This is a genomic window from Pseudomonas sp. G34 (assembly GCF_031119625.1).
GTDB lineage: Bacteria > Pseudomonadota > Gammaproteobacteria > Pseudomonadales > Pseudomonadaceae > Aquipseudomonas.
Genome location: NZ_JAVHZV010000029.1, coordinates 145,397 through 170,466, shown reverse-complemented (window position 1 = coordinate 170,466; position 25,070 = coordinate 145,397). Strand labels below are relative to the sequence as shown.

23 protein-coding genes, 3 tRNA genes and 1 pseudogene are annotated in these 25,070 nt (G+C 62.5%); 14 read left to right on the top strand and 13 right to left on the bottom strand.

Going from position 1 to position 25,070, the window contains the following annotated elements; all coding sequences use genetic code 11:
* The first annotated feature begins 86 nt into the window (after nt 1-86).
* Both QYS36_RS18930 and QYS36_RS18925 read left to right on the top strand, forming a co-directional pair.
* Nucleotides 87-371, top strand: coding sequence for an Arc family DNA-binding protein (locus QYS36_RS18930; protein ID WP_308840924.1), 285 nt, complete (start codon nt 87-89; stop codon nt 369-371).
* Nucleotides 372-465: 94 nt separating this feature from the next.
* Nucleotides 466-804, top strand: a complete 339-nt coding sequence (locus QYS36_RS18925) for a hypothetical protein (RefSeq protein WP_308840923.1) — start codon at nt 466-468, stop codon at nt 802-804.
* Between the two features lie 10 nt (nt 805-814).
* Here the strand turns inward: QYS36_RS18925 and QYS36_RS18920 are convergent, their stop codons facing one another.
* Nucleotides 815-1,048, bottom strand: coding sequence for a hypothetical protein (locus tag QYS36_RS18920; protein WP_308840922.1), 234 nt, complete (start codon nt 1,046-1,048; stop codon nt 815-817).
* A gap of 181 nt (nt 1,049-1,229) precedes the next feature.
* Between QYS36_RS18920 and QYS36_RS18915 the strand changes: the two are divergent.
* The 4 genes and pseudogenes from QYS36_RS18915 to QYS36_RS18900 form a co-directional block, all read left to right on the top strand.
* A pseudogene (locus QYS36_RS18915) lies at nt 1,230-1,580 on the top strand (hypothetical protein); the annotation flags it as partial.
* 281 nt (nt 1,581-1,861) lie between these two features.
* Nucleotides 1,862-2,149, top strand: a complete 288-nt coding sequence (locus tag QYS36_RS18910) for an ASCH domain-containing protein (protein WP_308840921.1) — start codon at nt 1,862-1,864, stop codon at nt 2,147-2,149.
* Between the two features lie 162 nt (nt 2,150-2,311).
* Nucleotides 2,312-2,548, top strand: a complete 237-nt coding sequence (locus QYS36_RS18905; protein WP_308840920.1) for a DUF4224 domain-containing protein — start codon at nt 2,312-2,314, stop codon at nt 2,546-2,548.
* Nucleotides 2,549-3,598 (top strand): tyrosine-type recombinase/integrase, encoded by a 1,050-nt coding sequence (locus QYS36_RS18900; protein WP_308840919.1) that lies wholly within the window; start codon nt 2,549-2,551, stop codon nt 3,596-3,598.
* 97 nt (nt 3,599-3,695) lie between these two features.
* Here QYS36_RS18900 and QYS36_RS18895 read toward each other — a convergent pair.
* The 5 genes from QYS36_RS18895 to uvrY form a co-directional block, all read right to left on the bottom strand.
* A tRNA-Cys gene (locus tag QYS36_RS18895) sits at nt 3,696-3,769 on the bottom strand.
* Nucleotides 3,770-3,807: 38 nt separating this feature from the next.
* Nucleotides 3,808-3,883: transfer RNA gene (locus tag QYS36_RS18890), tRNA-Gly, on the bottom strand.
* 65 nt (nt 3,884-3,948) lie between these two features.
* Nucleotides 3,949-4,509: a CDP-diacylglycerol--glycerol-3-phosphate 3-phosphatidyltransferase gene (gene pgsA / locus QYS36_RS18885; RefSeq protein WP_308840918.1), complete on the bottom strand. Its 561-nt coding sequence runs from the start codon at nt 4,507-4,509 to the stop codon at nt 3,949-3,951.
* A 33-nt stretch (nt 4,510-4,542) separates the two neighbouring features.
* Nucleotides 4,543-6,366, bottom strand: coding sequence for an excinuclease ABC subunit UvrC (gene uvrC, locus QYS36_RS18880; protein ID WP_308841392.1), 1,824 nt, complete (start codon nt 6,364-6,366; stop codon nt 4,543-4,545).
* Between the two features lies 1 nt (nt 6,367).
* Entirely contained in the window at nt 6,368-7,012 is a 645-nt protein-coding gene (gene uvrY, locus QYS36_RS18875) for a UvrY/SirA/GacA family response regulator transcription factor (protein ID WP_308840917.1), read from the bottom strand.
* Nucleotides 7,013-7,352: 340 nt separating this feature from the next.
* Between uvrY and QYS36_RS18870 the strand changes: the two genes are divergently transcribed.
* The gene (locus tag QYS36_RS18870; RefSeq protein WP_308840916.1) at nt 7,353-7,559 is read left to right on the top strand and encodes a hypothetical protein; all 207 of its coding nucleotides are present in this window, start codon (nt 7,353-7,355) and stop codon (nt 7,557-7,559) included.
* Nucleotides 7,560-8,265: 706 nt separating this feature from the next.
* Here the strand turns inward: QYS36_RS18870 and QYS36_RS18865 are convergent.
* Nucleotides 8,266-8,356 (bottom strand) — tRNA-Ser (locus QYS36_RS18865).
* A 180-nt stretch (nt 8,357-8,536) separates the two neighbouring features.
* Between QYS36_RS18865 and QYS36_RS18860 the strand changes: the two genes are divergently transcribed.
* On the top strand, nt 8,537-9,205 hold the full coding sequence (locus QYS36_RS18860) for a Bax inhibitor-1/YccA family protein (RefSeq protein WP_308840915.1): 669 nt from the start codon (nt 8,537-8,539) through the stop codon (nt 9,203-9,205).
* Between the two features lie 56 nt (nt 9,206-9,261).
* Here the strand turns inward: QYS36_RS18860 and QYS36_RS18855 are convergent, their stop codons facing one another.
* The 4 genes from QYS36_RS18855 to QYS36_RS18840 all read right to left on the bottom strand — a co-directional run bounded on the left by QYS36_RS18855 (nt 9,262) and on the right by QYS36_RS18840 (nt 14,353).
* Nucleotides 9,262-9,861, bottom strand: coding sequence for an START domain-containing protein (locus QYS36_RS18855; protein ID WP_308840914.1), 600 nt, complete (start codon nt 9,859-9,861; stop codon nt 9,262-9,264).
* A gap of 29 nt (nt 9,862-9,890) precedes the next feature.
* Entirely contained in the window at nt 9,891-10,151 is a 261-nt protein-coding gene (locus tag QYS36_RS18850) for a YkgJ family cysteine cluster protein (protein ID WP_308841391.1), read from the bottom strand.
* 81 nt (nt 10,152-10,232) lie between these two features.
* On the bottom strand, nt 10,233-12,140 hold the full coding sequence (locus tag QYS36_RS18845; RefSeq protein WP_308840913.1) for a sensor histidine kinase: 1,908 nt from the start codon (nt 12,138-12,140) through the stop codon (nt 10,233-10,235).
* Entirely contained in the window at nt 12,140-14,353 is a 2,214-nt protein-coding gene (locus QYS36_RS18840) for an EAL domain-containing protein (RefSeq protein WP_308840912.1), read from the bottom strand. Before QYS36_RS18840 ends, QYS36_RS18845 begins: the two co-directional genes overlap by 1 nt.
* Before the next feature lie 183 nt (nt 14,354-14,536).
* Between QYS36_RS18840 and QYS36_RS18835 the strand changes: the two genes are divergently transcribed.
* Nucleotides 14,537-15,100 (top strand): exonuclease domain-containing protein, encoded by a 564-nt coding sequence (locus QYS36_RS18835; protein ID WP_308840911.1) that lies wholly within the window; start codon nt 14,537-14,539, stop codon nt 15,098-15,100.
* A gap of 61 nt (nt 15,101-15,161) precedes the next feature.
* Nucleotides 15,162-15,443: a pyrimidine/purine nucleoside phosphorylase gene (locus QYS36_RS18830; protein ID WP_070887319.1), complete on the top strand. Its 282-nt coding sequence runs from the start codon at nt 15,162-15,164 to the stop codon at nt 15,441-15,443.
* Nucleotides 15,444-15,516: 73 nt separating this feature from the next.
* On the opposite strand, the gene QYS36_RS18825 is transcribed toward QYS36_RS18830, so the two are convergent.
* Nucleotides 15,517-15,993: a DUF1289 domain-containing protein gene (locus QYS36_RS18825; RefSeq protein WP_308840910.1), complete on the bottom strand. Its 477-nt coding sequence runs from the start codon at nt 15,991-15,993 to the stop codon at nt 15,517-15,519.
* 394 nt (nt 15,994-16,387) lie between these two features.
* Here QYS36_RS18825 and acnB point away from each other — a divergent pair, with 394 nt between their 5' ends.
* Nucleotides 16,388-18,997 carry a bifunctional aconitate hydratase 2/2-methylisocitrate dehydratase gene (gene acnB / locus QYS36_RS18820; protein WP_308841390.1) on the top strand — a complete coding sequence of 870 codons (2,610 nt, stop codon included), beginning with the start codon at nt 16,388-16,390 and terminating at the stop codon, nt 18,995-18,997.
* A 234-nt stretch (nt 18,998-19,231) separates the two neighbouring features.
* Here the strand turns inward: acnB and ampC are convergent, their stop codons facing one another.
* Nucleotides 19,232-20,395: a class C beta-lactamase gene (gene ampC / locus QYS36_RS18815; RefSeq protein ID WP_308840909.1), complete on the bottom strand. Its 1,164-nt coding sequence runs from the start codon at nt 20,393-20,395 to the stop codon at nt 19,232-19,234.
* A 249-nt stretch (nt 20,396-20,644) separates the two neighbouring features.
* Between ampC and alaC the strand changes: the two genes are divergently transcribed.
* From alaC to QYS36_RS18800, 3 genes are all read left to right on the top strand, one after another.
* The gene (gene alaC / locus QYS36_RS18810; protein ID WP_308840908.1) at nt 20,645-21,889 is read left to right on the top strand and encodes an alanine transaminase; all 1,245 of its coding nucleotides are present in this window, start codon (nt 20,645-20,647) and stop codon (nt 21,887-21,889) included.
* Nucleotides 21,890-21,961: 72 nt separating this feature from the next.
* Nucleotides 21,962-23,362, top strand: a complete 1,401-nt coding sequence (locus QYS36_RS18805) for a sigma 54-interacting transcriptional regulator (protein ID WP_308841389.1) — start codon at nt 21,962-21,964, stop codon at nt 23,360-23,362.
* 289 nt (nt 23,363-23,651) lie between these two features.
* The gene (locus tag QYS36_RS18800) at nt 23,652-25,043 is read left to right on the top strand and encodes a GntP family permease (RefSeq protein WP_308840907.1); all 1,392 of its coding nucleotides are present in this window, start codon (nt 23,652-23,654) and stop codon (nt 25,041-25,043) included.
* Nucleotides 25,044-25,070 lie beyond the last annotated feature (27 nt).

Here is a 25,070-nt window from a genome sequence, read left to right as displayed (position 1 = left end):
ACCAAAAGTATTGACGCCGCTCAGCAGTAGCGCTGAACGATTGTTATTTAATGTGTCAGAATGCCACCAACAACAAGGAGAGCATCATGGCAAATCCTGCATACACCTCCAGCTCGGCTGATAAATTCGTCGTCCGCCTGCCCGACGGCATGCGCAAGGCCGTCGAAGAACTGGCCGGCCAGAACTTCAGCAGCATGAACACCGAGATCATCCGCGCAATCGAGGCCCACCTCAAAGGCCAGGTGCGCCAAAAGCTGCTACTCGACGCCCTGCAGGCACAAGTGGTCGCAACCAAGGCGCCGATCCGAGAGCAGGCCAAGCAGCAGGCAGACGTCGACTACATCGACGGCCTCAAAACCGGAACCCGCTGAGCGCCTGACGAACAGCCCTCGACGCCCCGCCAGAGCCGAACCTAGAATACTGTTCATCCATACAGTTATTTTCGGTTCGGCCATGCAATATGAAGTGCTCCCCCTCTTCGAGCGCGGCAAGCGCAAGCCCAAGAAGGCCATCGGCAGCGAACGCCGCATTCATGCGTGCGTGCAAATGCACAAAGGCATGAGCACGCCGTTGGGCCGAGATACCACCACGGCCAAGGCCTACACCGCGCCCGGCATGTCCGAACTGCCCAAACTATACGATGCCCGCCTCGACACCATGGCCGTGCTCGCCTTCACCATCGAAGGCGTCGAGTTCGTCGACGGCCAGATGTTCCAGCAGGCATGGCACTGCCGCATGCCCGAGGACAAGATCCAGGTGCCCTGGACACTCTGCCCACGCGGCCCGCTGGACGAACTGCTGTAACCGGCGCCCGTCAGGCCGCCAGCACAATCAGCAGGTTGGTCGGCGTCAGCCGCGGCACCAGCTGCCGCACCTCGCCCGGGGTGTCGGCCTTGAAGAACACCAGATAACCGCTCCCGTCCTCATATGACCGGGCATGCGTAACCCAGTCCCTGACCAAGCTCAGGTCCAGGCCGGTGTCGCGCGCGATTTTCTGGGCAGTGATGGGTTCGTTGATTACAGCGAATGCAGATGCGGCTGTAGGCATAGCGAGTTCCTTCTCGTGAGTGGTCCTGCCCCAAGCGTAGCCAGCTCCCCGCCGGCTGCCGCCCGAAGTTTTACCAAATTGCTACAGGCCCACCGGCCCACCCTGCCAGACGCACCAACAGGCCTGCAGCCCTTCCAGTATCCCACACCAACCATGGCCGCCAGCGCGGCGAGATGAACCTATGTCCGCTACCACCGAATTCCACCACATCGCCAACGACGCGCTGGTGAAGATCAGCGAACACCTCTGGCCGGGCGCCAAGCTGTGCCTGGTCATCTACACGCCGGGCGCCCCCGAAAAAGACATCGTGCTGCGCGATAGCGGCCTGGACGATCACGAAGTGCTCAGCACGCTGCGCCGCCGCGGCCTGAGCATCGACAGCGACAACGCCTACAAACAGGACCTGATCGACTCCATCGTCGGCGCCCTGGCGTTTGGCAAGCAAGGCGTGAACCCGCCACCGGATGGCCACTGGGGCCAGCAGTTCTGGGACATCGGCCGTGCCGAGGGCGAAGAGAAAGAGCGCCTGATCAACCAGCGCGACGCCATCCTGCTGCAGGCCCGCGTATGGGCTGGCGAGGCGAAAACCCAGGGCAGCCCCGTAGAAGAGTCGCCATGGATCGAGCACGGCCCATCTAAGGCAAATCCCTTCACGCATCCGTACAGCTCCAAGGTGGAGGTTCGCCTTCGCGATGGCACCGAGAAGATCGGCGACCTAGCGTGCAACTTCACGTGGTTCTGGTACGAACACAACCAGCGTGATTACGACGTGGTTGCCTATCGAACTCACCGCGCCCAGCAGCGAGAGCAGCCATGAGCCGAATCCTCACGCTCGCTCTCAAGGGCGAGTACTTCGACCAGATCAAGGCCGGCACGAAGCCGGAGGAATTCCGCCTGGTTACACCCTACTGGCGCAGGCGACTCGAAGGTCGGACCTATGATCGTATCGAGCTCACCCGCGGCTATCCGCTGCGTAACGACGGCGACCGCCGACTGGTGCTTCCCTGGAAGGGGTACCGGATAACCACAATCACTCACCCGCACTTCGGCCCTGACCCGGTTGAGGTGTACGCCATCGACGTAAGCACTAAAGAACAATGAACGCCCCCACCCTATGCCGCACCACCGGCCAGCGCATCGGCCTATGCCGCTGCCTGCGTTGCACACCAGTGACTCCACCGAAACAGGCCTAACAGCCGCTCGCTCTTCACCCCTGAATATCAATCATCAAACTGCCGGCCGCGCCGGCGGCGAGGTATCGCTGTGGAACCCGAAATCCTGAGCGACAAAGAGCTCGAGCAGATCACCGGCTACAAAGCACGAGCCTGGCAGAAGCGCTGGCTGGCAGCTAACGGCTGGCACTATGTCGAAAGCCGCGGCGGTAGGCCGCTTGTTGCCCGGCAATACATCCGCATGAAGCTGGGTGTTCCGATGCAGGGTGTATCAAGCCAGCCCACGGCCGCATCCGGCTGGAGACCAGACTTTTCACGAGTGAGATAGATGCGCCCACGCAAGCCGGAAAATCGGCATCTGCCGATGAACATGTATCAACGCACCCGAAAGCGCAAAAACGGAAAAGTTTGGATCAGCTATTACTACTTGGATCCCAATAAAAACGAGATCAATCTCGGCGGAGACTTGGTTGCAGCGAAACTCAAGTGGGCGGAACTGGAAGCGAAGTCCGCCCCGAATGATCTTAAGATCATGAGGGTTATCTTCGACCGATATGAACGAGACATCATCCCGAAGAAAGCTCCCCGAACCCAAGTCGACAACAAGGCTGAGCTGAAGCAGCTCCGGCTTGTCTTTGACGATGCACCGATAGAGGCGATCAGCCCTGCAATGATTGCGCAGTACCGCGATGCGAGAACTGCAAAAACCAGGGCCAATCGAGAAATCGCCCTGCTCTCCCATATAATCAACACCGCGCGTGAGTGGGGGCTGTGCCAGCAGGCCAATCCCTGTCAGGGCGTGCGCAAGAATAAAGAGAAGCCACGCGATTACTACGCTGACGATATTGTCTGGAACGCGGTTTACAGCCAAGCATGCCACGAACTCAGAGATGCTATGGACCTGGCCTACCTCACAGGTCAGCGCCCGGCGGATGTTCTGCAGATGCGGCGTGATGATGTTGCAGGCGGCTATCTCAGGGTGCAGCAAAAGAAGACTTCCAAACGGCTACGAATCACGGTTTCGAGCGATAGCGGGATGAACTCGCTCGGCCTGCTGCTCGAGCGTATTGCCCGGGGCAACGCCGAATACCCGTCTCTCTACCTCATTCTCAACCGAAGCGGGCTGAAGGTTTCCAGACAGATGCTGCGCAATAGATGGGATGAAGCAAGGGCGAAGGCTGTAAATGAGGCAGTTCAGGCAGGTGACCAGAACCTGGCCGACCGCATCAGCCAGTTCCAATTCAAAGATATCCGGCCAAAGGCAGCCAGCGAGATCGACGATATTGCAGATGCGAGCGCCTTGCTCGGGCACTCAAAGGAGGGAATTACAGAGCGCGTCTATCGTCGAATCGGCAGCGTCGCCAAGCCCTCGAAATAGAAGAGTTTTAGGACGCGTCCCAAAACATACGCCACGCGACCACTTTTATTCAGGCACAAAAAAAGCCCCGTAGCCAATGGCTACGGGGCTTCGCGTTTGGAGGCTGAGGTCGGAATCGAACCGGCGTTCACGGATTTGCAATCCGGTGCATAACCACTCTGCTACTCAGCCTTAAACTGAACGGGCCGTACGTGACGGCCCGTTGAAACTGGAGCGGGAAACGAGACTCGAACTCGCGACCCCGACCTTGGCAAGGTCGTGCTCTACCAACTGAGCTATTCCCGCTTGTCTTGTCGACGGGCGCCATTCTATATCTTCACGACGCCCAGTCAAGCCTTTGATTAAAAAAGTTATTTCTTTTCGGCGGTAACGCTCAGATGTGGCCAGGCAGCGAGCAGGTACTGCGCCATCGACCACAGGGTAAGCGCTGCAGCGACGAGCAACAGCGCATAGCCCACCAGCACCCAGAAACCGAACAGCGGCGGGTTACCGAGCAGGATCACCAGCGCCACCATCTGCGCCGCGGTCTTCCACTTGCCCAGGTTGGATACCGCCACATGGGCCCTGGCGCCCAGTTCGGCCATCCACTCGCGCAGCGCCGATACGACGATCTCGCGACCGATGATGATGGTCGCCGGCAGCGTCAGCCACAGGTTGGCATGCTCGGCCACCAGCAGCACCAGCGCGGTAGCCACCATCAGCTTGTCGGCAACCGGATCCAGAAACGCACCAAATGGCGTGCTCTGCTCCCAGCGCCGAGCCAGGTAGCCATCCAGCCAGTCGGTCACGGCAGCGAAGGCGAATACCGCACTGGCAGCCCAATAGCTCCAGGAAAATGGCATGTAGAACAACAGGATGAAGATCGGGATCAGCAGAACGCGGAGCACCGTGAGGAGGTTGGGGATATTCATCGGCTCGACTGGACGGTTAGGTGAGGCGGCATTCTACTCGCTGTGCAGTGCGGCATAAATCAAACCGGCGAGCTTTTTACTGATACCGGGCGCTTTGGCGATTTCTTCGGCGCTGGCACGGGACAATTCCTGCAGACCGCCAAAATGGTTGAGCAGTTCACGGCGCCGCTTCGGCCCTACCCCCGCCACCTCCTCCAGGCTCGACGTTCGCCGTGCCTTGCCGCGGCGCGCCCGGTGGCCGGTAATGGCGAAGCGGTGCGATTCGTCGCGAATCTGCTGGATCAGGTGCAAGGCGGGCGAATTGCCCGGCAGGGTGAACTCATGGGCGGCGTCGTTCAGGTACAAGGTTTCCAGCCCAGGCTTGCGGGTGGTGCCCTTGGCCACGCCGAGCAGGGTCAAGGGCGGCACCTCGAGCTCGGTGAGCACCTCACGCGCCATCGCCAGTTGGCCCTTGCCGCCGTCGACCAGCAGGATGTCCGGCAGCTTGCCTTCGTTCTGCCTGACCTTGCTGAAACGCCGGGTCAGCGCCTGGTGCATGGCCGCGTAGTCGTCGCCACCGGTCACGCCCTCGATGTTGTAGCGCCGGTAGTCCGACTTCAACGGCCCCTCGGGACCAAAGACCACGCAGGAAGCGACCGTCGCCTCGCCACTGGAATGGCTGATATCGAAGCACTCCAGGCGCTGGGGCACCTCGTCCATGCCCAACGCTTCGGCCAGTGCATCGAAACGCCCGGCCATGTGTGCACGATTGGCCAGCCGGGCGCCCAGCGCCTGTTCGGCATTGGTGACCGCCAACGCCTGCCAGCGCGCACGCGTGCCGCGTACCCGGTAGCTGATGGCCAACTCGCGACCGCGCAACGCCTGAATGGCTTCGATCAACACGGGAAAGTCTTCGTGCGGCGCGTTGACGATCAATTCGCCGGGCAGATCCCGCTCGTGACTGCCCAGGTAGTACTGACCGAGAAACGCCACCAGAACGTCCTGCGCCTCTTCTTCGATCGCCACCTGCGGAAAGAAATTCTTGCTGCCCAGCACTCGCCCGCCACGCACGCTGATCAGGTGCACACAGGCGCCACCCGGATTGACCAGCGCCGCGATGATATCGACATCGCCGGTGCCGCCCTCCATGCTCTGCTGGTCCTGCACCCGGCGCAGCAGCGCCATCTGGTCGCGCAGCTCGGCTGCCTTTTCGAAATCCAGCGCGGCCGACGCCTGCTGCATGTTCGCGGAAAGCTCGGCGTTCAACGCATTGCTGCGCCCTTCCAGGAACATCACCGAGTGCCGCACATCCTCGGCGTACTCCGCTGGCTCGACCAGCCCCACGCACGGCCCCTTGCAGCGCTTGATCTGGTATTGCAGGCACGGCCGTGTGCGGTTGCGGTAGTAACTATCCTCGCACTGGCGCACCAGAAAGGTCTTTTGCAGCAGCGCCAGGCTTTCGCGAATCGCACCGGCACTGGGATAGGGTCCGAAATAGCGGCCCTTGCGGTTCTTCGCGCCGCGATGGATATCCAGCCGCGGGTAATCGCCATCGGACAGGAACACGTAGGGATAGGACTTATCGTCGCGCAGCAGGATGTTGTACGGCGGACGCCATTCCTTGATCAGCGTCTGCTCGAGCAGCAAGGCTTCGGTTTCGTTGCCGGTGATGGTGGTTTCCACCTGGGCGATCTTGCTGACCAGCGCCATGGTCTTGGTGGCCAGGCCGGTCTTGCGAAAGTAGCTGGCGAGACGCTTCTTGAGGTTTTTCGCCTTGCCGACATACAGCAGGTTGCCGCTGGCGTCGAACATGCGATAGACGCCCGGGCGCCCACTGCAGGTGGCGAGAAAAGCACTGGAATCGAACACTGGCGTCACGTCAGCTGGTGGCATCGACCATGCCGTGACGAACGGCGAGCAGCGCCAACTCCACATCGCTGGTGATCGAAAGCTTTTCGAATATCCGGTAGCGGTAGGTATTCACCGTCTTGGGGGACAGGCACAGCTTGTCGGAAATGCTCTGCACCTTCTGGCAGCCGGCAATCATCAGGGCAATCTGGATTTCACGCTCGGAAAGCAGATCGAAGGGCGAATTGCTGCTTTGCGGCTGGAAGGATTTCAAGGCCAACTGCTGGGCGATTTGCGGGCTGATGAACCGCTGGCCGGCAAACACCATGCGAATGGCCTGCACCATTTCCTCCAGGCCGGCACCCTTGGTCAGGTAGCCGGCAGCGCCAGCCTGCAGCAGCCGGGTGGGGAACGGATCTTCCTCACACACGGTGACCGCAACGACCTTGAGATCAGGATGGCTGCGCATCAGTTTGCGAGTGGCCTCGAGGCCACCGATGCCGGGCATTTTCACGTCCATCAGCACCACATCAGGCTTGATTTCGCGAACCTTCTTCAGCGCCTCTTCGCCGGAACACGCCTGGCCGATGACCTGCAAGCCGTCGATGTCAGCCAGCATGCGCGAGATACCCGTGCGAACGAGGTCGTGATCATCAACAACCAATACCTTAATCAAACGAACACCTCGTACCTGCGCGAGCGCCGCACGGCGACAACCTGAGAGAACCGCACCATAACAAAAAACCTGACGGATGAGTTAGCGATACGCGTCAATTAACAAGCGCCAAACATGCCGAAAACGATGAGCGGACTGACCTGTGCGCATTCTTGCAGGCCCGCCCTGGGCGTGCCGGTGCCATTGCGGCATGGACGGGTCATGGGCCGACTTTCCGTGAACACCCAGGCGAGCGGATGCCGCGACGCCAGGGGCGAGCGCGCAATTAATATAGTCGGAACGCCCCACCCGAGGCATGGCTCTGAATTTACAGACCGCGAACCATACCGAGGGACTTTCCATGGACATGCTCATCAAGCAGCTCAAAACCGTGACCGCCGGGCGTTACCACATCATCACCGAGACCTCGGCCGAAGGCCTGCAGGTCGACTGCCTCGATATGCAGTGCAATCTGGTGGCCACTCGCCGCTTGAGCGCGGCCCAGTTGCAGAACAAGATCCTGATGACCGCCGTGTATGCCGACCTCAAAGGCACGCTGGGCTATTGATCGAGCCTGGATCGCCTGGCGTCGATTTATTGTCAGCTGCCTTGCAGCGCAGCCTCGCAACGCCAGAGCCGCGCTGAGACCAGCACACCTGGCGAAGCCAAGGGCCTTCCGATCACGCCCGCCAGTGCTGACAGTCACCAGCACCGCCCCTGACCGTCCGCTCACGAGCCATCGTCGGTCTGCGCAATCGAGTCATCCGCGCCCCTGAAAACCTGACCGATCGGTCGCACAAATACCCTGAACGAATCAGCACGGCGCCCATTCTATTTCGATCATGCCCAGCCGGGCCTGGGTGCCGCCCAGGCGGGCAGCCCGTAAATATCGATTGGAAGAACCTGACCATGATCTGGATAGCACTCGGCGTCGCCCTGTCACTCGCCTCGCTTCTGGGCGCCGGCATTTACTCGCTCCTGCAAATCCTCGCGGAATTCAGTCAGGGCTGAGCGATCGGGCTCGAGGGCGACAAGCCAGTTGCGCAGCGATTGGCGTTGCCTTGAAAGGCCTCGCACCCACTGCTATCGAGCCATTCAGTGCTCTCGCCACCGCGGGGCTGGCCATGCTGCGCGGCTTCGCCAACCATGATGAACGGCCAGCCGGGCATCGAAAGCGAACCGGCGCGCCTGTCCTTGCCGAGCTACGGCGCGGTGCAATCATGGAGAATCGCCGGACGAAAAAAAGCCCGGCCAATGCCAGGCTTCTTCAGAAGTGGTGGAGGGCCAGGGATTCGAACCCTGGGAACGCTATTAACGTTCGCCGGTTTTCAAGACCGGTGCATTCAACCGCTCTGCCAACCCTCCAGGTCGACACGAAATATATCGGCTTGCCGAAACATTCCTTTGCAACCTCGCAGGTTGCGGGCGGCATCTTACCGGAACGCAACACACTGTCAAACACTCTGACTTGGCAGTAGCCAAGGCTCTGTTAAGATGCTTCTCGACCTTGGTCACGGACCAACAGCATTCACTAGGAGTGTCGCCATGCGCGAACAAGATTACGCACATAGCCCTTCACGGGTTGAACAAACCGCAGTCAGCAGCGTTCTGCGCAACACGTACGGTTTGCTGGCTCTCACCCTGGCATTCAGCGGCATCGTGGCGTTCATGGCGCAGCGTGCCAATGTTCCCTACCCGAACATTTTTGTCGTGCTGATCGGCTTCTACGGCCTGTTCTTCCTGACCGCCAAGCTGCGTAATTCCGGCTGGGGCCTGCTGTCGACCTTCGCCCTTACCGGCTTCATGGGTTACACCCTGGGCCCGATCCTCAACCGTTACCTGGGCATGGCCAACGGCGCCGAAGTCGTCAGCTCGGCCTTCATGATGACCGCGGTGGTATTCTGCGGCCTGTCGGCCTACGTGCTGACCACCCGCAAGGACATGAGCTTCCTGAGCGGTTTCATCACCGCCGGCTTCTTCGTCCTGCTGGGTGCGGTATTGGCAAGCTTCTTCTTCCAGATCAGCGGCCTGCAACTGGCCATCAGTGCGGGCTTCGTGCTGTTCTCGTCGGCCTGTATCCTGTTCCAGACCAGCGCGATCATCCATGGTGGTGAGCGTAACTACATCATGGCGACCATCACCCTGTACGTGTCGATCTACAACCTGTTCGTCAGCCTGCTGCAGATCTTTGGCATCATGAGCGGCGACGACTGATCGTCACCCGCCCACAAAAAACCCGCCGTAATGGCGGGTTTTTTATTGCCTGAACGCTACTGCTGGGCCTTCTCGCGCATGCCCTTGAGCGTATTGAAGGGCGCCTCGACCACGAACTTGTTGGACAACCAAGAAGGAACGCTACCACCGGGATCGGTATGCGCTTCATAGACGACCTCGACCATGCCGTCCGGTTTTGGCGTCATCGTCCAGCGCCCTTCCACACTGGCGACGCGCACGTAGCCTTTTTCCTCGGGGCGATAATCAGGTACGCCGTGCAGGGTGCGGGTAAGGCTGCCATCAGCACTCTGCTCGGTGGTGACCTCGATGACCGAATCCCGCGGCGTCACCGGCCACGGCGTGTTGAAGCGGGTGTAGGTCCAGCTCTTGGCGCCCTCATGCTTGAGCAGCCGCTGCTCCTGGCACTCGTGGATCCACGCACAGGAGGCCACCACGTCCTCCTGCAGAGCCTTTAGCCTGGCCATGTCGGTCTTGATCAGGGTCACGCCACGGTAGGCCTTGTAGGGGGAGCCGGCCACCTCACTGAGGTACACCTTGATGCCCTCCTCGTCCTTGGCCAGGCGCCAGTCCTCGGCATGGGCGGCAGAGGCGAGACACAGCGCCGTACTTGCTAGCAACAAACGGGTCAACGACATTTCATTCTCCGGGGTTGGCCTGTAGAGCGTCAGACAGCCGTTGCCGTGGCGCCTTCCAGCCACGCCAGCAGGCGGATGGCTTCTTCACGGCTATTACCGCAGACAGCGAAATCAGCTGAAAATGCGCCGCATACCGCGGGTCGATCCTCGCGCCCGAAGATCGAACAGCGATTGTCCTCGGCCAGATTCACACAGCGCTCGCCAGCCGCCTTGCCATTGGGCATGCCGGGAATGAAGGAGCTGATCGATGGGGAGATACAGCAGGCGCCACAACCAGGACGACATTGCATGGAACGGATCTCGAACAAGGGGCATACAGCGAACGGCGACGATTCTAGCCTGCCGCAAGGCAGGCCGGCAGCCCCCGACAGTCAGTTCAAATCGAAGCGAATGCTGAAACGCGAACCCTCGCCCGGTGTGCTGTCGACCTCCAGCTCGGCACCGAGCACGTCCACCGCCAGCTGATGGGTGATATGCAAGCCCAGGCCGGTGCCACCCTGGCCGCGACGGGTGGTGAAGAACGGGTCGAAAATCTTGCCGAGCAGATCCTCGTCCATGCCGCGGCCGTCGTCGATGACCTCGATGACGCACTGCCCTTGCACCTCATCGAGCTGGCCACGGATGGTGACCACGCCTTTCACGCCGGGATCGAATGCGTGAACCAGCGCATTGTCGACGAGATTCTGCACCACCTGCCCGAGGGGCCCGGGGTAGCTGTCCAGCAGCAGATCCGGGGCCACCTCCACGACGATTCGATGGTCGTTCTGGCGCAGCTTCGGCTGTAACAGCAGCACCACCTCCTCCACCAGTTCACGCAGGTCGAAGCGCCGCCGCTCGGTGCTGGCACGGTCGGTGGCCAACTGCTTGAAGGCACGGGTCAGCTGCGACATCCGCTCCAGGCTGATCAAAATGATGCTCAGGCCTTCGTCGGTGCGCTGCACGAAACGCTCCAGGGTGGTGCGCTTCAGGCCTTCGCGCATCGCCGCCTGAAATTCCTGGCTGGCTCGTTCCAGGGTCGAAGCGGCCACGCTGGCAGCGCCAATTGGGGTATTCAATTCATGGGCGACGCCGGCGACCATGGTGCCCAGGGACGACAGCTTTTCAGCCTGCAACAAGGCGCGGCGCGTGCGCTGCAGTTGCTCGACGGTACGCTGCAATTGCTCATTACTGCTGGCCAGCGCCCGGCTGCTCACGTGCAAGCCATGCTCGGCGCGCAGCCGTTCTGCCTCGTCGATCGCCCGCCGCACGCTGATCAACAGCCCCACGCTTTGCAGCACGCCGAAGAACAGCAGCACGCGCCACAGAACGTCCCAACGCAAGGCGCTGAGGTTCTGGGCAGGCAGGTGCGAGAGCAGCAGCCAGTGGTCGGCGTCGTTGGCGTTTGCCGAGGCAGCGTCACTCGGCCGGAAATGGCTATAGGCCCAGAAGCCTGCCGCGTCGATGAACGAGCCGCGCTGCTCGCCCTGCAGGCGCCGCCAGCTAGAGGGTTGACGACTGGCAAGCGTCAGGTCGGGCTTGCCCATCAAAAAGCCCCAGGCTTGCTCCGGGCGCTCGCCGAGCATCCAGTAGCCTTCGTGATCGAGCAGCTGCAGCGACCCGCCATAAGCCACCGACGCCTCGCGCAACCGCTCCAGCATGCGTTCGGCGCGATAGTCGAGAACCAGGACGCCGCGCCGCTCGCCGCGCTCACTGAACACCGGCACCGCCGCACGCAGGATCGGCACGAACGATTCCACGGAGCCGTCAGGCCGGTAATACCGCGCGAGATCGAAACGCGACAGGTACGACTCGCCCTTGTAGAGGTGCATGGTCTCCACGAAGTAATAGGCGGCCGAGTCATTTTGCAGATCCGGCCCCGACACCGGGCGGGCCTTGCCCGACTTGTTGTCGATGCGCACCCGCTCCATGCCATTCTCATCGAGCCAGCGGATGTGCTGATAGGTGCCGCGGCTATCGGAAAACTCGGCGAACAGCTCGCTCAATGCCGCATCACTGCCGTCGGCGGCCTGCCGGACGGCGCGGTTGAGCAAGGGCTGCTGACTGAGGAACTGCAGGTCGCCGCGCAAACTCGACAGGTGCCGTTCCAGCACCGCCACCCCCTCGTTCAGGCTGTCGGTCTGCGCCTCGAGCAGCGGCTCCAGGCGGTCGCCGAGCATACGCTCGTAAAGCAACAGGCTGAGCACCACGATCAACAGCGACCAGGGCAGAAACAGCACCAGCAGGTTGCGCGGCAGCGGCCTGGCAAGCGCCGCCCGCCAGCCAGCGATGCGGCGACTCATCACCGCGGCGAACGCTCGCCCAGCCAGCTCAGCAGGCGCTCCAGCGACATCGGTTTGGCGAACAGGTAACCCTGGGCTTCCAGGCAGTCATGCTGCATCAACCACTCGACCTGTTGCTGGTTCTCCACGCCCTCGGCGATCACCGTCATGCCGACGCGCCGGGCGATCTGGATGATCGCCTCGGCGATCGCCTGGCCATCGTCGTCCGCACGCAGCTCCTCGACGAAGCTGCGGTCGATCTTCAAACGATCGGCAGGCAGCTGGCGCAGGTAGCTGAGCGACGAAAAGCCGGTGCCGAAGTCGTCGATGGCCACTTTCACGCCCATCGCCCGCAGCGCCAGCAGTTGCTCGCAAACCTGCTCGAACGAGCGCATGGCCACCGATTCGGTGATTTCCAGTTCCACCTGGGCGGCACTCACGCCGGCCGCCTCCAGGTGCAGGGTGAAGCGCTCGATGAAGTCGCGCTGCAGCAACTGGCTGGCCGACACGTTGATCGCCACCCGAATGTCGCGATACCCGGATTCGGCCAGGCGGCGGGCCGCCTGCAGGGCCAGGCGCATGAGCAGATCACCCAGGGGCAGGATATAGCCGGTGGCCTCGGCCAGCGGTATGAACTCCAACGGCGGGATGGCCTTGCCGTCGGGCTGGTACCAGCGCGCCAGGGCCTCGACCCCGGTAACCACGCCGCTGCGCATATCCACCTGGGGCTGCAGTTCGATGCTGATCAGGTCGCTGGCCACCGCATCACGCAGCGCCAGCAGCAGCCGGAACGATTCGGCATGGGCGCTCTGCAGTCGGCGGTCGTGCACCACATGCTGGTCGTGCCCCAACTGCTTGGCTTGCTTGAGCGTCAAGCGGGCATCCTGCAGGGCCACGCTGGCGGTGTCGTCGAAATCGCGCAGGTACAGGGTGACGCTACTCAGGCTGTGCACCTGGCCCAGCTCATAGGGCCGGTTGGGGCGGCGGAACAGCGCCACGATAGCTTCGGCGCGCACCTGATGCTCGGGGCCGAGCACGGCGAACAGATCGTCGCGAACCCGGGCGATCAACACGTTGCCGTCGAATGTTTCCCGCAACCGATTGGCCACCAGGCCAAGAATGAAATCCCCGTAGCCGGTACCGAAGGCGGTGTTGGCGCCCGAGAAATTGTCGATGTCGAGCAGCACCAGCACCCGATCGTCCTTGTTCGGGCTGCTCAGGGTCATGTCCAGCATGCGGATCAATGCATTGCGGTTGGGGATCTTCAGCAGGTCGTCCTGGTAGGCCATCTCCTCCAGGCGACTGAACAGCGCCACGTTGTAGAGCCCGCGGCTGATACTGGCGCTGAACACCTCGAGCAGTTCCAGCTCGGTATCGTCCAGCGTTCGCTCGGTGGCCACGTAGCAGGCGTAGTCGGCACCGGCCTGAAAGCGCGGGAAGAACAGCACGGTGCAATCGTCAAAACGCAAGGTCGTCTGTTTTTGCAGGCTGCAGCGCAGCGCGCTGGCCACCGCGTCATCCCCCAGGCCATTGAGATTGCCGTCGATGGAGCCGTAGAAGCGGCCGCTGGCACTGATCACGTAAGCGTCGGGCAGTTCGCCGGGCGCGGCATCCTGGGCCTTCACGCACACGATGCCTTCGGCCTGCAGGTCGAGCAGCGAGGCGATCTCGGAAAGAATCTTGGCCGACAGTTCGCGGGTGTTCTTCGAGCAGAACAGCGCATTGCTGGACTCGACGATCATCTGCAGACCGCGGCGTGCGCGGGCCGTGGCCTTGAGCTGAGCGTAGCTGCGCAGCCCGGCGGTAAGCACCGTGCGCAGGCGTTCGGCGCTCAGTTCGTTCTTGGACCAGTAGTCGTTGATGTCGTAGTCGCGCATCACGCTCTGCACCGGCGCCATGCCGGGCTCGCCGGTGAGCAGCACGATGCGGATCTCGGCGTTGCCGATGACCTCGCGCAGGGTCTTGACCAATCGCAGCCCGGCGTCTTCGGTCTCCATCACCACATCGAGCAACACCAAGGCGAAATCCTGCTGCTCGGCCAGCAACATGGCGGCCTCGCGGTTACTGAAAGCCTGGGTGACCTCGACACGCCGGCCGAGAATGTCCATCTCACTGATTGCAAAAGCGGTTGCACGTTGAAAGTCAGGGTCGTCATCAACGGTCAGGATGCGCCACGCCTGGTGAGTACTGTCACCAATCGTCTCGTCATCTGAAAACACCACAGAGTCATCCATGAAACACGCTCACCTTTCACGCGGGAAATAGAGAACCACGGCCTTGCGTGCGCAAGTATAGCCAGTGCCGCAAGGACACGATGTCCATGATGGCATTTCGCAAATGGCACGAATCGCACCACTCGTCGGTCTGAGCTCTGAGCGCCCGTCACCAGGCGCCAAGGCGGCAGACAAGGAGAGGCAATGGGGTATTGGCTGGTCATCGACCTGGAAGCCACCACCGAAGAAGGTGGCTGGCCGGTGGAGCACATGGAAATCATCGAGATAGGGGCCAGCCTGGTCGATGCCGGCGGCCACGAGATCGACCATTTCCAGCGTTTCGTGCGGCCGCTGCGCCGCCCCATGCTGACCCGCTTCTGCCGGCAACTGACCCATATCAGCCAGGCAGAGGTGGATCAAGCCGCCACACTGCCGGTGCTGTGGCCACAGTTCGAGCGCTGGCTGGAGCCTTACCGCCCGCGCCTGCAAGGCTGGTGCAGCTGGGGCGACTACGATCGCCAGCAGCTGGAGCAGGACTGGCAGCGCCACGGCCTGGTCAGCCACCTGCAAACGCTGGCCCACGTCAACCTCAAGCGCCGCTTCGCCAAGGCGCGACAGCTCGCCCGCCCCGTCGGCCTGAATGCCGCCTTGCAGCTGGCGGGAATCAGCTTCAGCGGCCAGCAGCATCGCGCCCTGAACGATGCGCGCAATACCGCCCGCCTGCTGCCGCTGGTGATGAACGAGCGAGGCGCTACGCGCACCACGTGACGCCGCCAGATGCCTTGGGCATACTTGCCAGCCACTTATTCTGCCGCTCACGAGGATGCACATGTTCAAGGTCAACGAGTATTTCGACGGTACCGTCAAATCCATCGCGTTCGGCATGGCAGAAGGCCCGGCCACGATTGGCGTGATGGCAGCAGGCGAATACGAATTCGGCACCGGCCAGCTGGAGATCATGCACGTGATCGCCGGCGCCCTGACGGTCAAGCTGCCGGGCAGCGACAACTGGGAAACCTTCACCGCCGGCAGCCGCTTCACCGTGCCGGCCGACAGCAAGTTCCAGCTCAAGGTCGAACAGGACACCGCGTACCTGTGCGAATACCGCTAACAGGTCTCGCGGCAAGAAGAAGCCCGGCCAAGTGCCGGGCTTCTTTGCATTCGGGAGGCGCGTTTGCGGGCCGTCAGACGCGCAGCTCCATGCCTTCCTTGAGAAAACGCGGCGCGATGTAACGCTCGAAGTGCGCCTCGGAGAGCAGGAAGAACTCGCGGTCGATGGCGTCACGCAGATCCGGCAGCGGCCAATCACGAAATTCGGGCAGCAACACGATGCCGTAGGCTTCCAGCTGGGTGATCGCCCGCGCCCCGCGAGCCAGCAGCTGATAGGCCCAGCAATAGGCCGACTGCTGGGGAACGAAGCGAATCTGCCGCTGCTGCAGCTGTTTGAGCAGCAGCGCCTCGTCGAACACCTCCAGCTTGGCGGTCATTACCTGCACCAGCAACATCTCCAGGCGCAACCACACCGACTGTTTTTCTTCGTCGCTGTAGCCGTTCCAGTTGATCACCTCATGGTGAAAGCGCTTGCAGCCGCGGCATACGGTATCGCCGAAAACCGTGGAGCACAGGCCTATGCAAGGTGTCTTGATACGTTGATTGGGCATGCCTTGAATCGATAAACCGGATAGTAAGGGCTGCATCTTAGCCCTTTGTCTAATGGGGATCACCCCAGAGGACGATGGGTCTTTCACTTAACTTCGCGTGAAGATTCCGCTAGAATCAGCGCGCCTTGCGAAAGGCGCAATGTCCGTTGGAAGCTGTTTTCAAAGCGTCACGAGCACAGTCGATCCTGCAGCGCGATGTTGGCGTGGCCATCCTCAGGCCATGCCAGCCCCTCATCAACTACGTCCTGCAGGCGTAAAACTTTGAAAGCAGCTTCCGGATGGAAGCATTGAAACCATCGCGCACAGCCCATCAGGCTGAGCTGCGGATGTGTTTGGTGCATTCCTGCATGCGTCCCGGACTTCCCATTTGGGACCACTGATGAGGGTAATAACTGTGCTTGAAGCCTACCGCAAACACGTAGCAGAGCGTGCCGCCCAGGGTATCGTGCCCCAGCCGCTAAACGCCGAACAAACCGCCGGTCTCGTCGACCTGCTGAAGAACCCGCCGGCCGGCGAAGAAGAATTCCTCCTCGACCTGATCACCAACCGCGTGCCGCCAGGCGTCGACGAAGCCGCCTATGTAAAGGCCGGTTTCCTCTCCGCTCTCGCCAAGGGCGAAGCCACTTCCCCGCTGATCGACAAGAAGCGCGCCACCGAACTGCTCGGCACCATGCAGGGCGGCTACAACATCGCCACCCTGGTCGAACTGCTGGACGACGCCGAACTGGGCGCCGTTGCTGCCGAACAACTCAAGCACACCCTGCTGATGTTCGACGCCTTCCACGACGTCGCCGAAAAAGCCAAAGCGGGCAATGCCCACGCCAAAGGCGTGCTGCAGTCCTGGGCCGATGGCGAGTGGTTCAAGAAGCGCCCGACCCTGGCCGAGAAGATCAGCCTGCGGGTTTTCAAGGTCACTGGCGAAACCAACACCGACGACCTGTCGCCGGCGCCGGATGCCTGGTCGCGCCCGGACATCCCGCTGCACGCCCTGGCCATGCTGAAAATGGCCCGTGAAGGCATCGTGCCTGACGTGCAGGGCTCCATCGGCCCGATGAAGCAGATCGCCCAGATGTACGGCGACGGCTTCCCGGTTGCCTACGTCGGTGACGTGGTCGGTACCGGTTCCTCGCGTAAATCCGCCACCAACTCGGTGCTGTGGTTCTTTGGCGACGACATCCCGTACGTACCCAACAAGCGTGCTGGCGGCTTCTGCTTCGGCACCAAGATCGCGCCGATCTTCTACAACACCATGGAAGATGCCGGCGCCCTGCCGATCGAGTTCGACGTGTCGAACATCAACATGGGCGACGTGATCGACCTGTACCCGCACCAGGGCAAGGTCTGCAAACACGACAGCGACGAAGTGATCACCACCTTCGAACTGAAGACGCCGGTGCTGCTCGACGAAGTTCGTGCTGGCGGCCGTATCCCGCTGATCGTCGGCCGTGGCCTGACCGAGAAAGCGCGTGCCGAGCTGGGCCTGGGCCCAACCGACCTGTTCAAGCTGCCGGAAGCGCCGGTCGACACCGGCAAGGGTTACACCCTGGCGCAGAAGATGGTCGGCAAGGCCTGCGGCCTGCCGGAAGGCAAAGGCGTCCGTCCGGGCACCTACTGCGAACCGAAGATGACCACCGTCGGCTCCCAGGACACCACTGGCCCGATGACCCGCGACGAGCTGAAAGACCTGGCGTGCCTGGGCTTCTCCGCTGACCTGGTGATGCAGTCGTTCTGCCACACCGCGGCCTATCCGAAGCCGATCGACGTCACCACCCACCACACCCTGCCGGATTTCATCCGCACCCGTGGCGGCGTGTCGCTGCGTCCTGGCGACGGCATCATCCACAGCTGGCTGAACCGCATGCTGCTGCCGGACACCGTCGGTACCGGTGGTGACTCGCACACCCGCTTCCCGATCGGCATCTCCTTCCCGGCCGGTTCCGGCCTGGTCGCCTTCGCCGCGGCCACCGGCGTGATGCCGCTGGACATGCCGGAGTCGGTTCTGGTGCGCTTCAAGGGCAAGCTGAACCCAGGCATCACCCTGCGTGACCTGGTGCATGCCATCCCTTACTACGCCATCCAGAAGGGCCTGCTGACCGTCGAGAAGAAAGGCAAGATCAACGCCTTCTCCGGCCGCATCCTGGAAATCGAAGGCCTGGACGAGCTGACCGTCGAGCAGGCATTCGAGCTGTCCGACGCCTCTGCCGAGCGTTCCGCTGCAGGTTGCACCATCAAGCTGCCGGAAAAAGCCATTGCCGAGTACCTGAAGTCGAACATCACCCTGCTGCGCTGGATGATCAGCGAAGGCTACGGCGATGCGCGCACCATGGAGCGTCGCGCTCAAGCGATGGAAGCCTGGCTGGCCAACCCCGTGCTGCTCAGCGCCGACAAGGACGCCGAGTATGCCGAGATCATCGAGATCGACCTGGCCGACATCAAGGAGCCGGTGCTCTGCGCGCCGAACGATCCGGACGACGCACGTCTGCTGTCGACCGTTCAGGGCGAGAAGATCGACGAAGTGTTCATCGGTTCGTGCATGACCAACATCGGTCACTTCCGCGCTGCCGGTAAGCTGCTGGAGCAGGTCAAGGGTCAGCTGCCGACTCGTCTGTGGCTGTCGCCGCCGACCAAGATGGACGCTCACCAGCTGACCGAAGAAGGCTACTACGGCATCTACGGCAAGGCTGGCGCGCGCATGGAAATGCCGGGCTGCTCGCTGTGCATGGGTAACCAGGCACGCGTCGAGCCTAATTCGACCGTGGTGTCGACCTCGACCCGTAACTTCCCGAACCGCCTGGGTGATGGTGCCAACGTGTACCTGGCTTCTGCCGAGCTGGCCGCTGTCGCGTCCATCCTGGGCAAGCTGCCGACCGTCGAGGAGTACATGGAGTACGCGAAGAACATCGACAGCATGGCTGCCGACGTTTACCGCTACCTGAGCTTCGACCAGATCGCCGAGTTCCGCGAGGCTGCGGCCAACGCGAACATCCCGGTCGTTCAAGCGTAAGGCTTCGCCTGCGTTACAGAGCCCCGCCTCGTGCGGGGCTTTTTTATGCCCGTTGCAGAGGTTGTCGAGCGCTGTACTGGTTACAGTGTGCCCGCCGTGGCGCTTTAGCCCGCAGGCTGCACCTGGCGCGCCGGTTTACGCTGCCAACCTGCCGAGATCAGCCCCACGCGCACCGAGCAACACGCCGTGCTTTTCGCCTGAGCGTCAGCTCCTGCGTTTGAAAAACGCCTGAGGCTAGCGGTCAGCTTCCAACACCAGCTGCAGCAGCTTGTAGGATGCATCGACTCGCGCTTCGAGGGGCACGTTGCGGTTGGCCAGCATCACCACGCCAATACGCTCTTCTGGTGCGAAGGCGACATAGCCACCAAAGCCATTGGTCGAGCCGGTCTTGCTGAACAGCACACCCTGCTCGCCGGTTTCTCGCTGAGCCAATCGGCTAGCAGGCTGCGCTTCCAGGGCCATGGCCGGTGCGTTACCCGCCAGCAGGCGCTCACGCGAGACTGGCCACGGGTAACGCTCCCAGATCATCGCCTGGGTGAACGGTGCGGTTCGCGTTATCCCTTGGTGGGTAACCGCGATGGCGGCAGCGAGTGGTTCGGGCACCTTGGTCGAGCCCAGGTTGATATCGACGAAGCGCAACATGTCGTCGATGTTGGATTTGAGGCCATAGGCTTCGGCATCGAGCATGCCCGGGCTCACCCGGATGGCCTTGTTGGTCTGCCGTGCATAGCCGTAGGCATAGCGCGGCATCTGCGCGGCAGGCACCTGGACATAAGTGCTGCCGAGCGCCAACGGTGCCAGTACCTGCTCATGCAACGCCTGGGCATAAGGCTGGCCGAACGCGCTGGCGGAAATACGCCCCAGCAGGCCAATGCTGACGTTGGAATACGCCCGCTCATGCCCCCCGCCCGCCGTCGGCCGCCACTGGCGCAGCCAGCTCATCAGGGCGCTGTCGCTGTTGATGGCATCCGGCACCTGCAGCGGCAGGCCATTGCTTTGATGGGTGGCCAGGTCCATCAGGCTCAAGGCGCCGACCGGCGTGGCCTTCAGCAGGGGAAGGCGCTCGCCGACCTGATCATCCAGCGACAGCAGCCCACGCTCCTGGGCCAATGCCGCCAGGGTGACGTTGAAGGTCTTGCTCAGCGAGCCGAGCTCGAACAGTGTCTGCCGGGATACCGCGACGCCGGCTTCGCGGTTCGCCTGGCCCTGGGTGTACAGGTAATGCTTGCCCTGCCAGGTGACACCGACCGCCAGGCCCGGCACGTCGTACTCGGCCATCAGCGGCGCGAACAGCTGCGCTGCCTGATCCTGGAATTGTTGCTCGGTCATCGCAGTGGCCGGTAGCGTCACGGCAAGGCTGGCCGTGAACAGGCCCATGGCGATAGTGCGGTGAGTCATCTGATAAGGCTCTCTGTCTTGTTGTGATGCGACACCGGTCTGCCCGGTGCCTGCACGATGCGTGTGTGTGTTCGAGTCAGCGCCAAGGATAGCGTTTCGTGGCGGCCAGCAGGCAATCCACAAAAACTCCTTGCCGTGCTGATCAAGCCGCTCGACAAAGCCCATGGCGGGCCTTATTGTCCGCCCAGGCCACCGCAGTGGCCTACGTCGCTCGGACGGTTCCGGGCGCTTACGTTTGTCGAGGAAAGCATGTCTGAACAGGCTTCGCGTCGCTTTGCGCGCATCGATCGTCTCCCCCCTTACGTTTTCAACATCACCGCTGAACTGAAGATGGCCGCTCGCCGCCGTGGCGAGGACATCATCGACCTGAGCATGGGCAACCCCGATGGCGCCACGCCGCCGCATATCGTGGAGAAGCTGGTACAGGTCGCCCAGCGTGAAGACACCCATGGCTACTCCACCTCCCGCGGCATCCCGCGCCTGCGCCGGGCGATCTCGCGCTGGTACCAGGAGCGCTATCAGGTCGATATCGACCCGGAGAGCGAAGCCATCGTCACCATCGGCTCCAAGGAAGGCCTGGCACACCTGATGCTGGCCACCCTGGATCACGGCGACACGGTGCTGGTGCCCAACCCCAGCTACCCCATCCATATCTATGGCGCGGTGATCGCTGGCGCCCAGGTGCGTTCGGTGCCGTTGGTGCCCGGCGTGGACTTCTTCATCGAGCTGGAGCGGGCGATTCGCGAGAGCATCCCGAAGCCGAAGATGATGATCCTCGGCTTCCCCTCCAACCCCACCGCGCAGTGCGTGGAGCTGGACTTCTTCGAGCGCGTGGTGGCCCTGGCCAAGCAGTACAACGTGCTGGTGATCCACGACCTGGCCTACGCCGACATCGTCTACGACGGCTGGAAAGCCCCGTCGATCATGCAGGTGCCGGGCGCCAAGGACATTGCCGTGGAGTTCTTCACCCTGTCCAAGAGCTACAACATGGCCGGCTGGCGGATCGGCTTCATGGTCGGCAACCCGGAGCTGGTCAACGCCCTGGGGCGGATCAAGAGCTACCACGACTACGGCACCTTCACGCCGCTGCAGGTGGCGGCCATCGCCGCCCTGGAAGGCGACCAGCAATGCGTGCTGGATATCGCCGAGCAGTACCGCCAGCGCCGCAACGTGCTGGTCAAGGGTCTGCACGAGCTGGGCTGGATGGTCGAGAACCCCAAGGCCTCGATGTACGTATGGGCGAAGATTCCCGAGGCCTACGCCCATCTCGGCTCCCTGGAGTTCGCCAAGCAGCTGCTGGCCGAAGCCAAGGTCTGCGTGTCGCCAGGCATCGGCTTCGGTGACTACGGCGATGATCATGTGCGCTTCGCGCTGATCGAGAACCAGGATCGTATCCGCCAGGCCGTACGCGGCATCAAGGCGATGTTCCGCGCCGACGGGCTGCTCGAGGCGCCTGCCGCGAAAACCCCGCGCAAGGCCAGCGAAGCTGGCTGACCGCCATGGCGCGGCACCGCAAGGGTGTCGCGCCGCGTTATGATCGACGCTCACCCCGCAGACGAGCGCGCCATGCAGGACCTCGGCAACTACCCCCACATTCGCCAGTCGGCCATCCGCTCGCTGTTCGAGATCTTCGAGCAATCCAGCGAAGGCACCATCATCGTCGACCGTGACGCCCATATCGTCTGGATGAACGAGCGCTACGCCCAGCGCTTCGGCCTGCGCAGCGCCAGCGAAGCGATTGGCCGCCCCTGCGAAAGCGTGATTCCCGGCAGCCTGCTGCGTGACGTGGTGAAAAGCGGCCGGCCGATTCTGCTGGACATGATGGACACGCCCCGTGAGCCACTGGTGGTCATGCGCCTGCCGATTCACGACGATAGCGGCCAGGTGATCGGCGCCATCGGCTTTGCGTTGTTCGACGAACTGCAATCGCTGTCCCCGTTGCTGGCCCGTTACCAGAGCATGCAGCAGGAGCTGGCGTCGACGCGCTCGCAACTCAAGTCGCGCCAGGCCAAGTACAGCTTCACCCAGTTCATCGGCACCAGCGCCCGCAGCCTGGAGGTCAAGCGCCTGGCGCGGCGCAGCGCCACCAGCGACTCGGCGGTGCTACTGCTGGGCGAGACCGGCACCGGCAAGGAGCTGCTCGCCCACGCCATCCACAATGCCTCGCCACGGGCCAGCAAGCCCTTCGTCAGCCTCAACACCGCGGCAATTCCGGAAACCCTGCTGGAAGCCGAGTTCTTTGGTACCGCGCCGGGCGCCTTCACCGGCGCGGACCGCAAGGGTCGCGCCGGCAAGCTGCAAATCGCCCACGGCGGCACGCTGTTTCTCGACGAGATCGGCGACATGCCGCTGCCGCTGCAAAGCAAGTTGCTGCGCGTGCTGCAGGAAAAGGAATTCGAGCCGGTGGGCTCCAACGAGGTGCTGCGCAGCGATGTGCGGCTGATCGCCGCCACCTCCATCGACCTGGAAGCGGCGGTGCGCAAGGGCACTTTCCGCGCCGACCTGTACTACCGGCTCAACGTGCTGACCATTGCCGTGCCGCCATTGCGCGAGCGCCTGGAAGACCTGCCGGCACTCTGCGAGGCGATCTTCGATGCGCTGCAAGGCCGCCACGAGCTGCATCCGGACGCCATGGCCCTGCTCGCGTGCCACGCCTGGCCCGGCAACGTGCGTGAACTGCATAACGTGCTGGAGCGCGCCTGCCTGCTCAGCGACGACACGCTGCTCGACCGTGCCACGGTGGCAGCGGCGATCGGTAGCTTGCAGGCGCTGCCAGAAGCACAGCCAGCGGCAGCGGATGATGGACAGATCGAAGACTTCCATCAGGCGCGGGCCGGCTTCGAGCGCGAGCTGATCCGCAAGGCGCTGGCCGCAACCGCCGGGGATGTGCCGCAAGCCGCGCAGCGCCTGGGGCTGGGGCGATCCACCTTGTACCGCAAGATGCTTGAGCTTGGCCTGCAGTCCTGAAATCGGGACTTGTCTCACTTTCAGGACTGCAGCAAATGCCCGTGTGGCGTGCGCGAAAATGAATCTCCGTCCCGAAATCGGGACAATGCACACATCAGGCCATAATAATTCAAATAAAAGCTTTTAAATTCAACAGGTTATAAACCTGGCACAGAACTCGCTATTGCCTGCTTGCGGGCCTACCCGCCGCCGACAACAAAAACAAAAGCGCCCACAGCGCCTGTGCGAGTTACTCGAATGGCTACGGCAGCCTGTCGATTCGCCGTGCTGCAGGGTCAGGAGATAGCCGATGAGTGTCATCATCGCCCTCGCTGCACTCGCTCTGCTGATGCTGGCCGCCTACCGTGGCTACAGCGTCATCCTCTTCGCTCCCATCGCCGCCCTCGGCGCGGTACTGCTCACCGACCCCAGCGCCGTGGCGCCCGCCTTTACCGGGGTGTTCATGGAAAAGATGGTGGGCTTCATCAAGCTCTACTTTCCGGTATTCCTGCTTGGCGCCGTGTTTGGCAAGCTGATCGAGCTGTCCGGTTTCTCGCGTTCCATCGTCGCCGCTGCCATTCGCGTATTCGGCACCGGCCAGGCGATGCTGGTGATCGTGCTGGTCTGCGCCCTGCTCACCTACGGCGGCGTGTCGCTGTTCGTGGTGGTGTTTGCGGTGTACCCGTTCGCGGCCGAGATGTTCCGCCAGAGCAACATTCCCAAGCGGCTGATCCCCGCGACCATCGCCCTCGGCGCGTTCAGCTTCACCATGGACGCCCTGCCCGGCACCCCGCAGATCCAGAACATCATTCCCACCACCTTCTTCAACACCACCGCCTGGGCCGCGCCCTGGCTGGGGCTGATCGGCAGCCTGTTCGTGCTTGGCATGGGCATGCTCTACCTGCGCCGCCAGTTGAACAAGGCAGTGCGCGCTGGCGAAGGCTACGGCACCGAGCTGCGCAACGAGCCGGAAACCCCGGATGACATCAAGCTGCCAAGTCCCTGGCTGGCCCTTGCCCCACTGGTGCTGGTGGGCGTGGCCAACCTGCTGTTCACCCACTGGATTCCCGAGTTCTACGGCAAGACCCACAGCCTGCAGCTGGCCGGCATGGCCGCGCCACTGCAAACCGACGTCAGCAAGCTGACCGCCATCTGGGCCGTACAGGCGGCGCTGCTGGCGGGCATTGCCCTGGTGCTGGTCAGCGCCTTTGGCGTGATTCGCGAAAAGCTTGCCGAAGGCACCAAGGCGGCGGTCGGTGGCTCGTTGCTGGCGGCGATGAACACCGCGTCGGAATACGGCTTCGGTGCGGTGATCGCCTCGCTGCCGGGCTTTCTGGTACTCGCCGACGCGCTCAAGGGCATCCCCAACCCGCTGGTCAACGAAGCAGTGACCGTGACCCTGCTGGCCGGTATCACCGGCTCGGCGTCGGGCGGCATGAGCATCGCCCTGGCGGCCATGTCCGACAGTTTCATCGCCGCTGCCAACGCCGCCAACATTCCCCTGGAGGTCATGCACCGCGTCGCCTCCATGGCCAGCGGCGGCATGGATACCCTGCCCCACAACGGCGCGGTGATCACCCTGCTGGCGGTTACCGGGCTGACCCATCGCGAAGCCTACAAGGACATTTTCGGCATCACCCTTATCAAGACCCTCGCGGTGTTCTTCGTGATCGGCGTCTTCTACACCACCGGCATCGTTTAGTTTTCGTGACAGGTGCGCTTCGCTGCG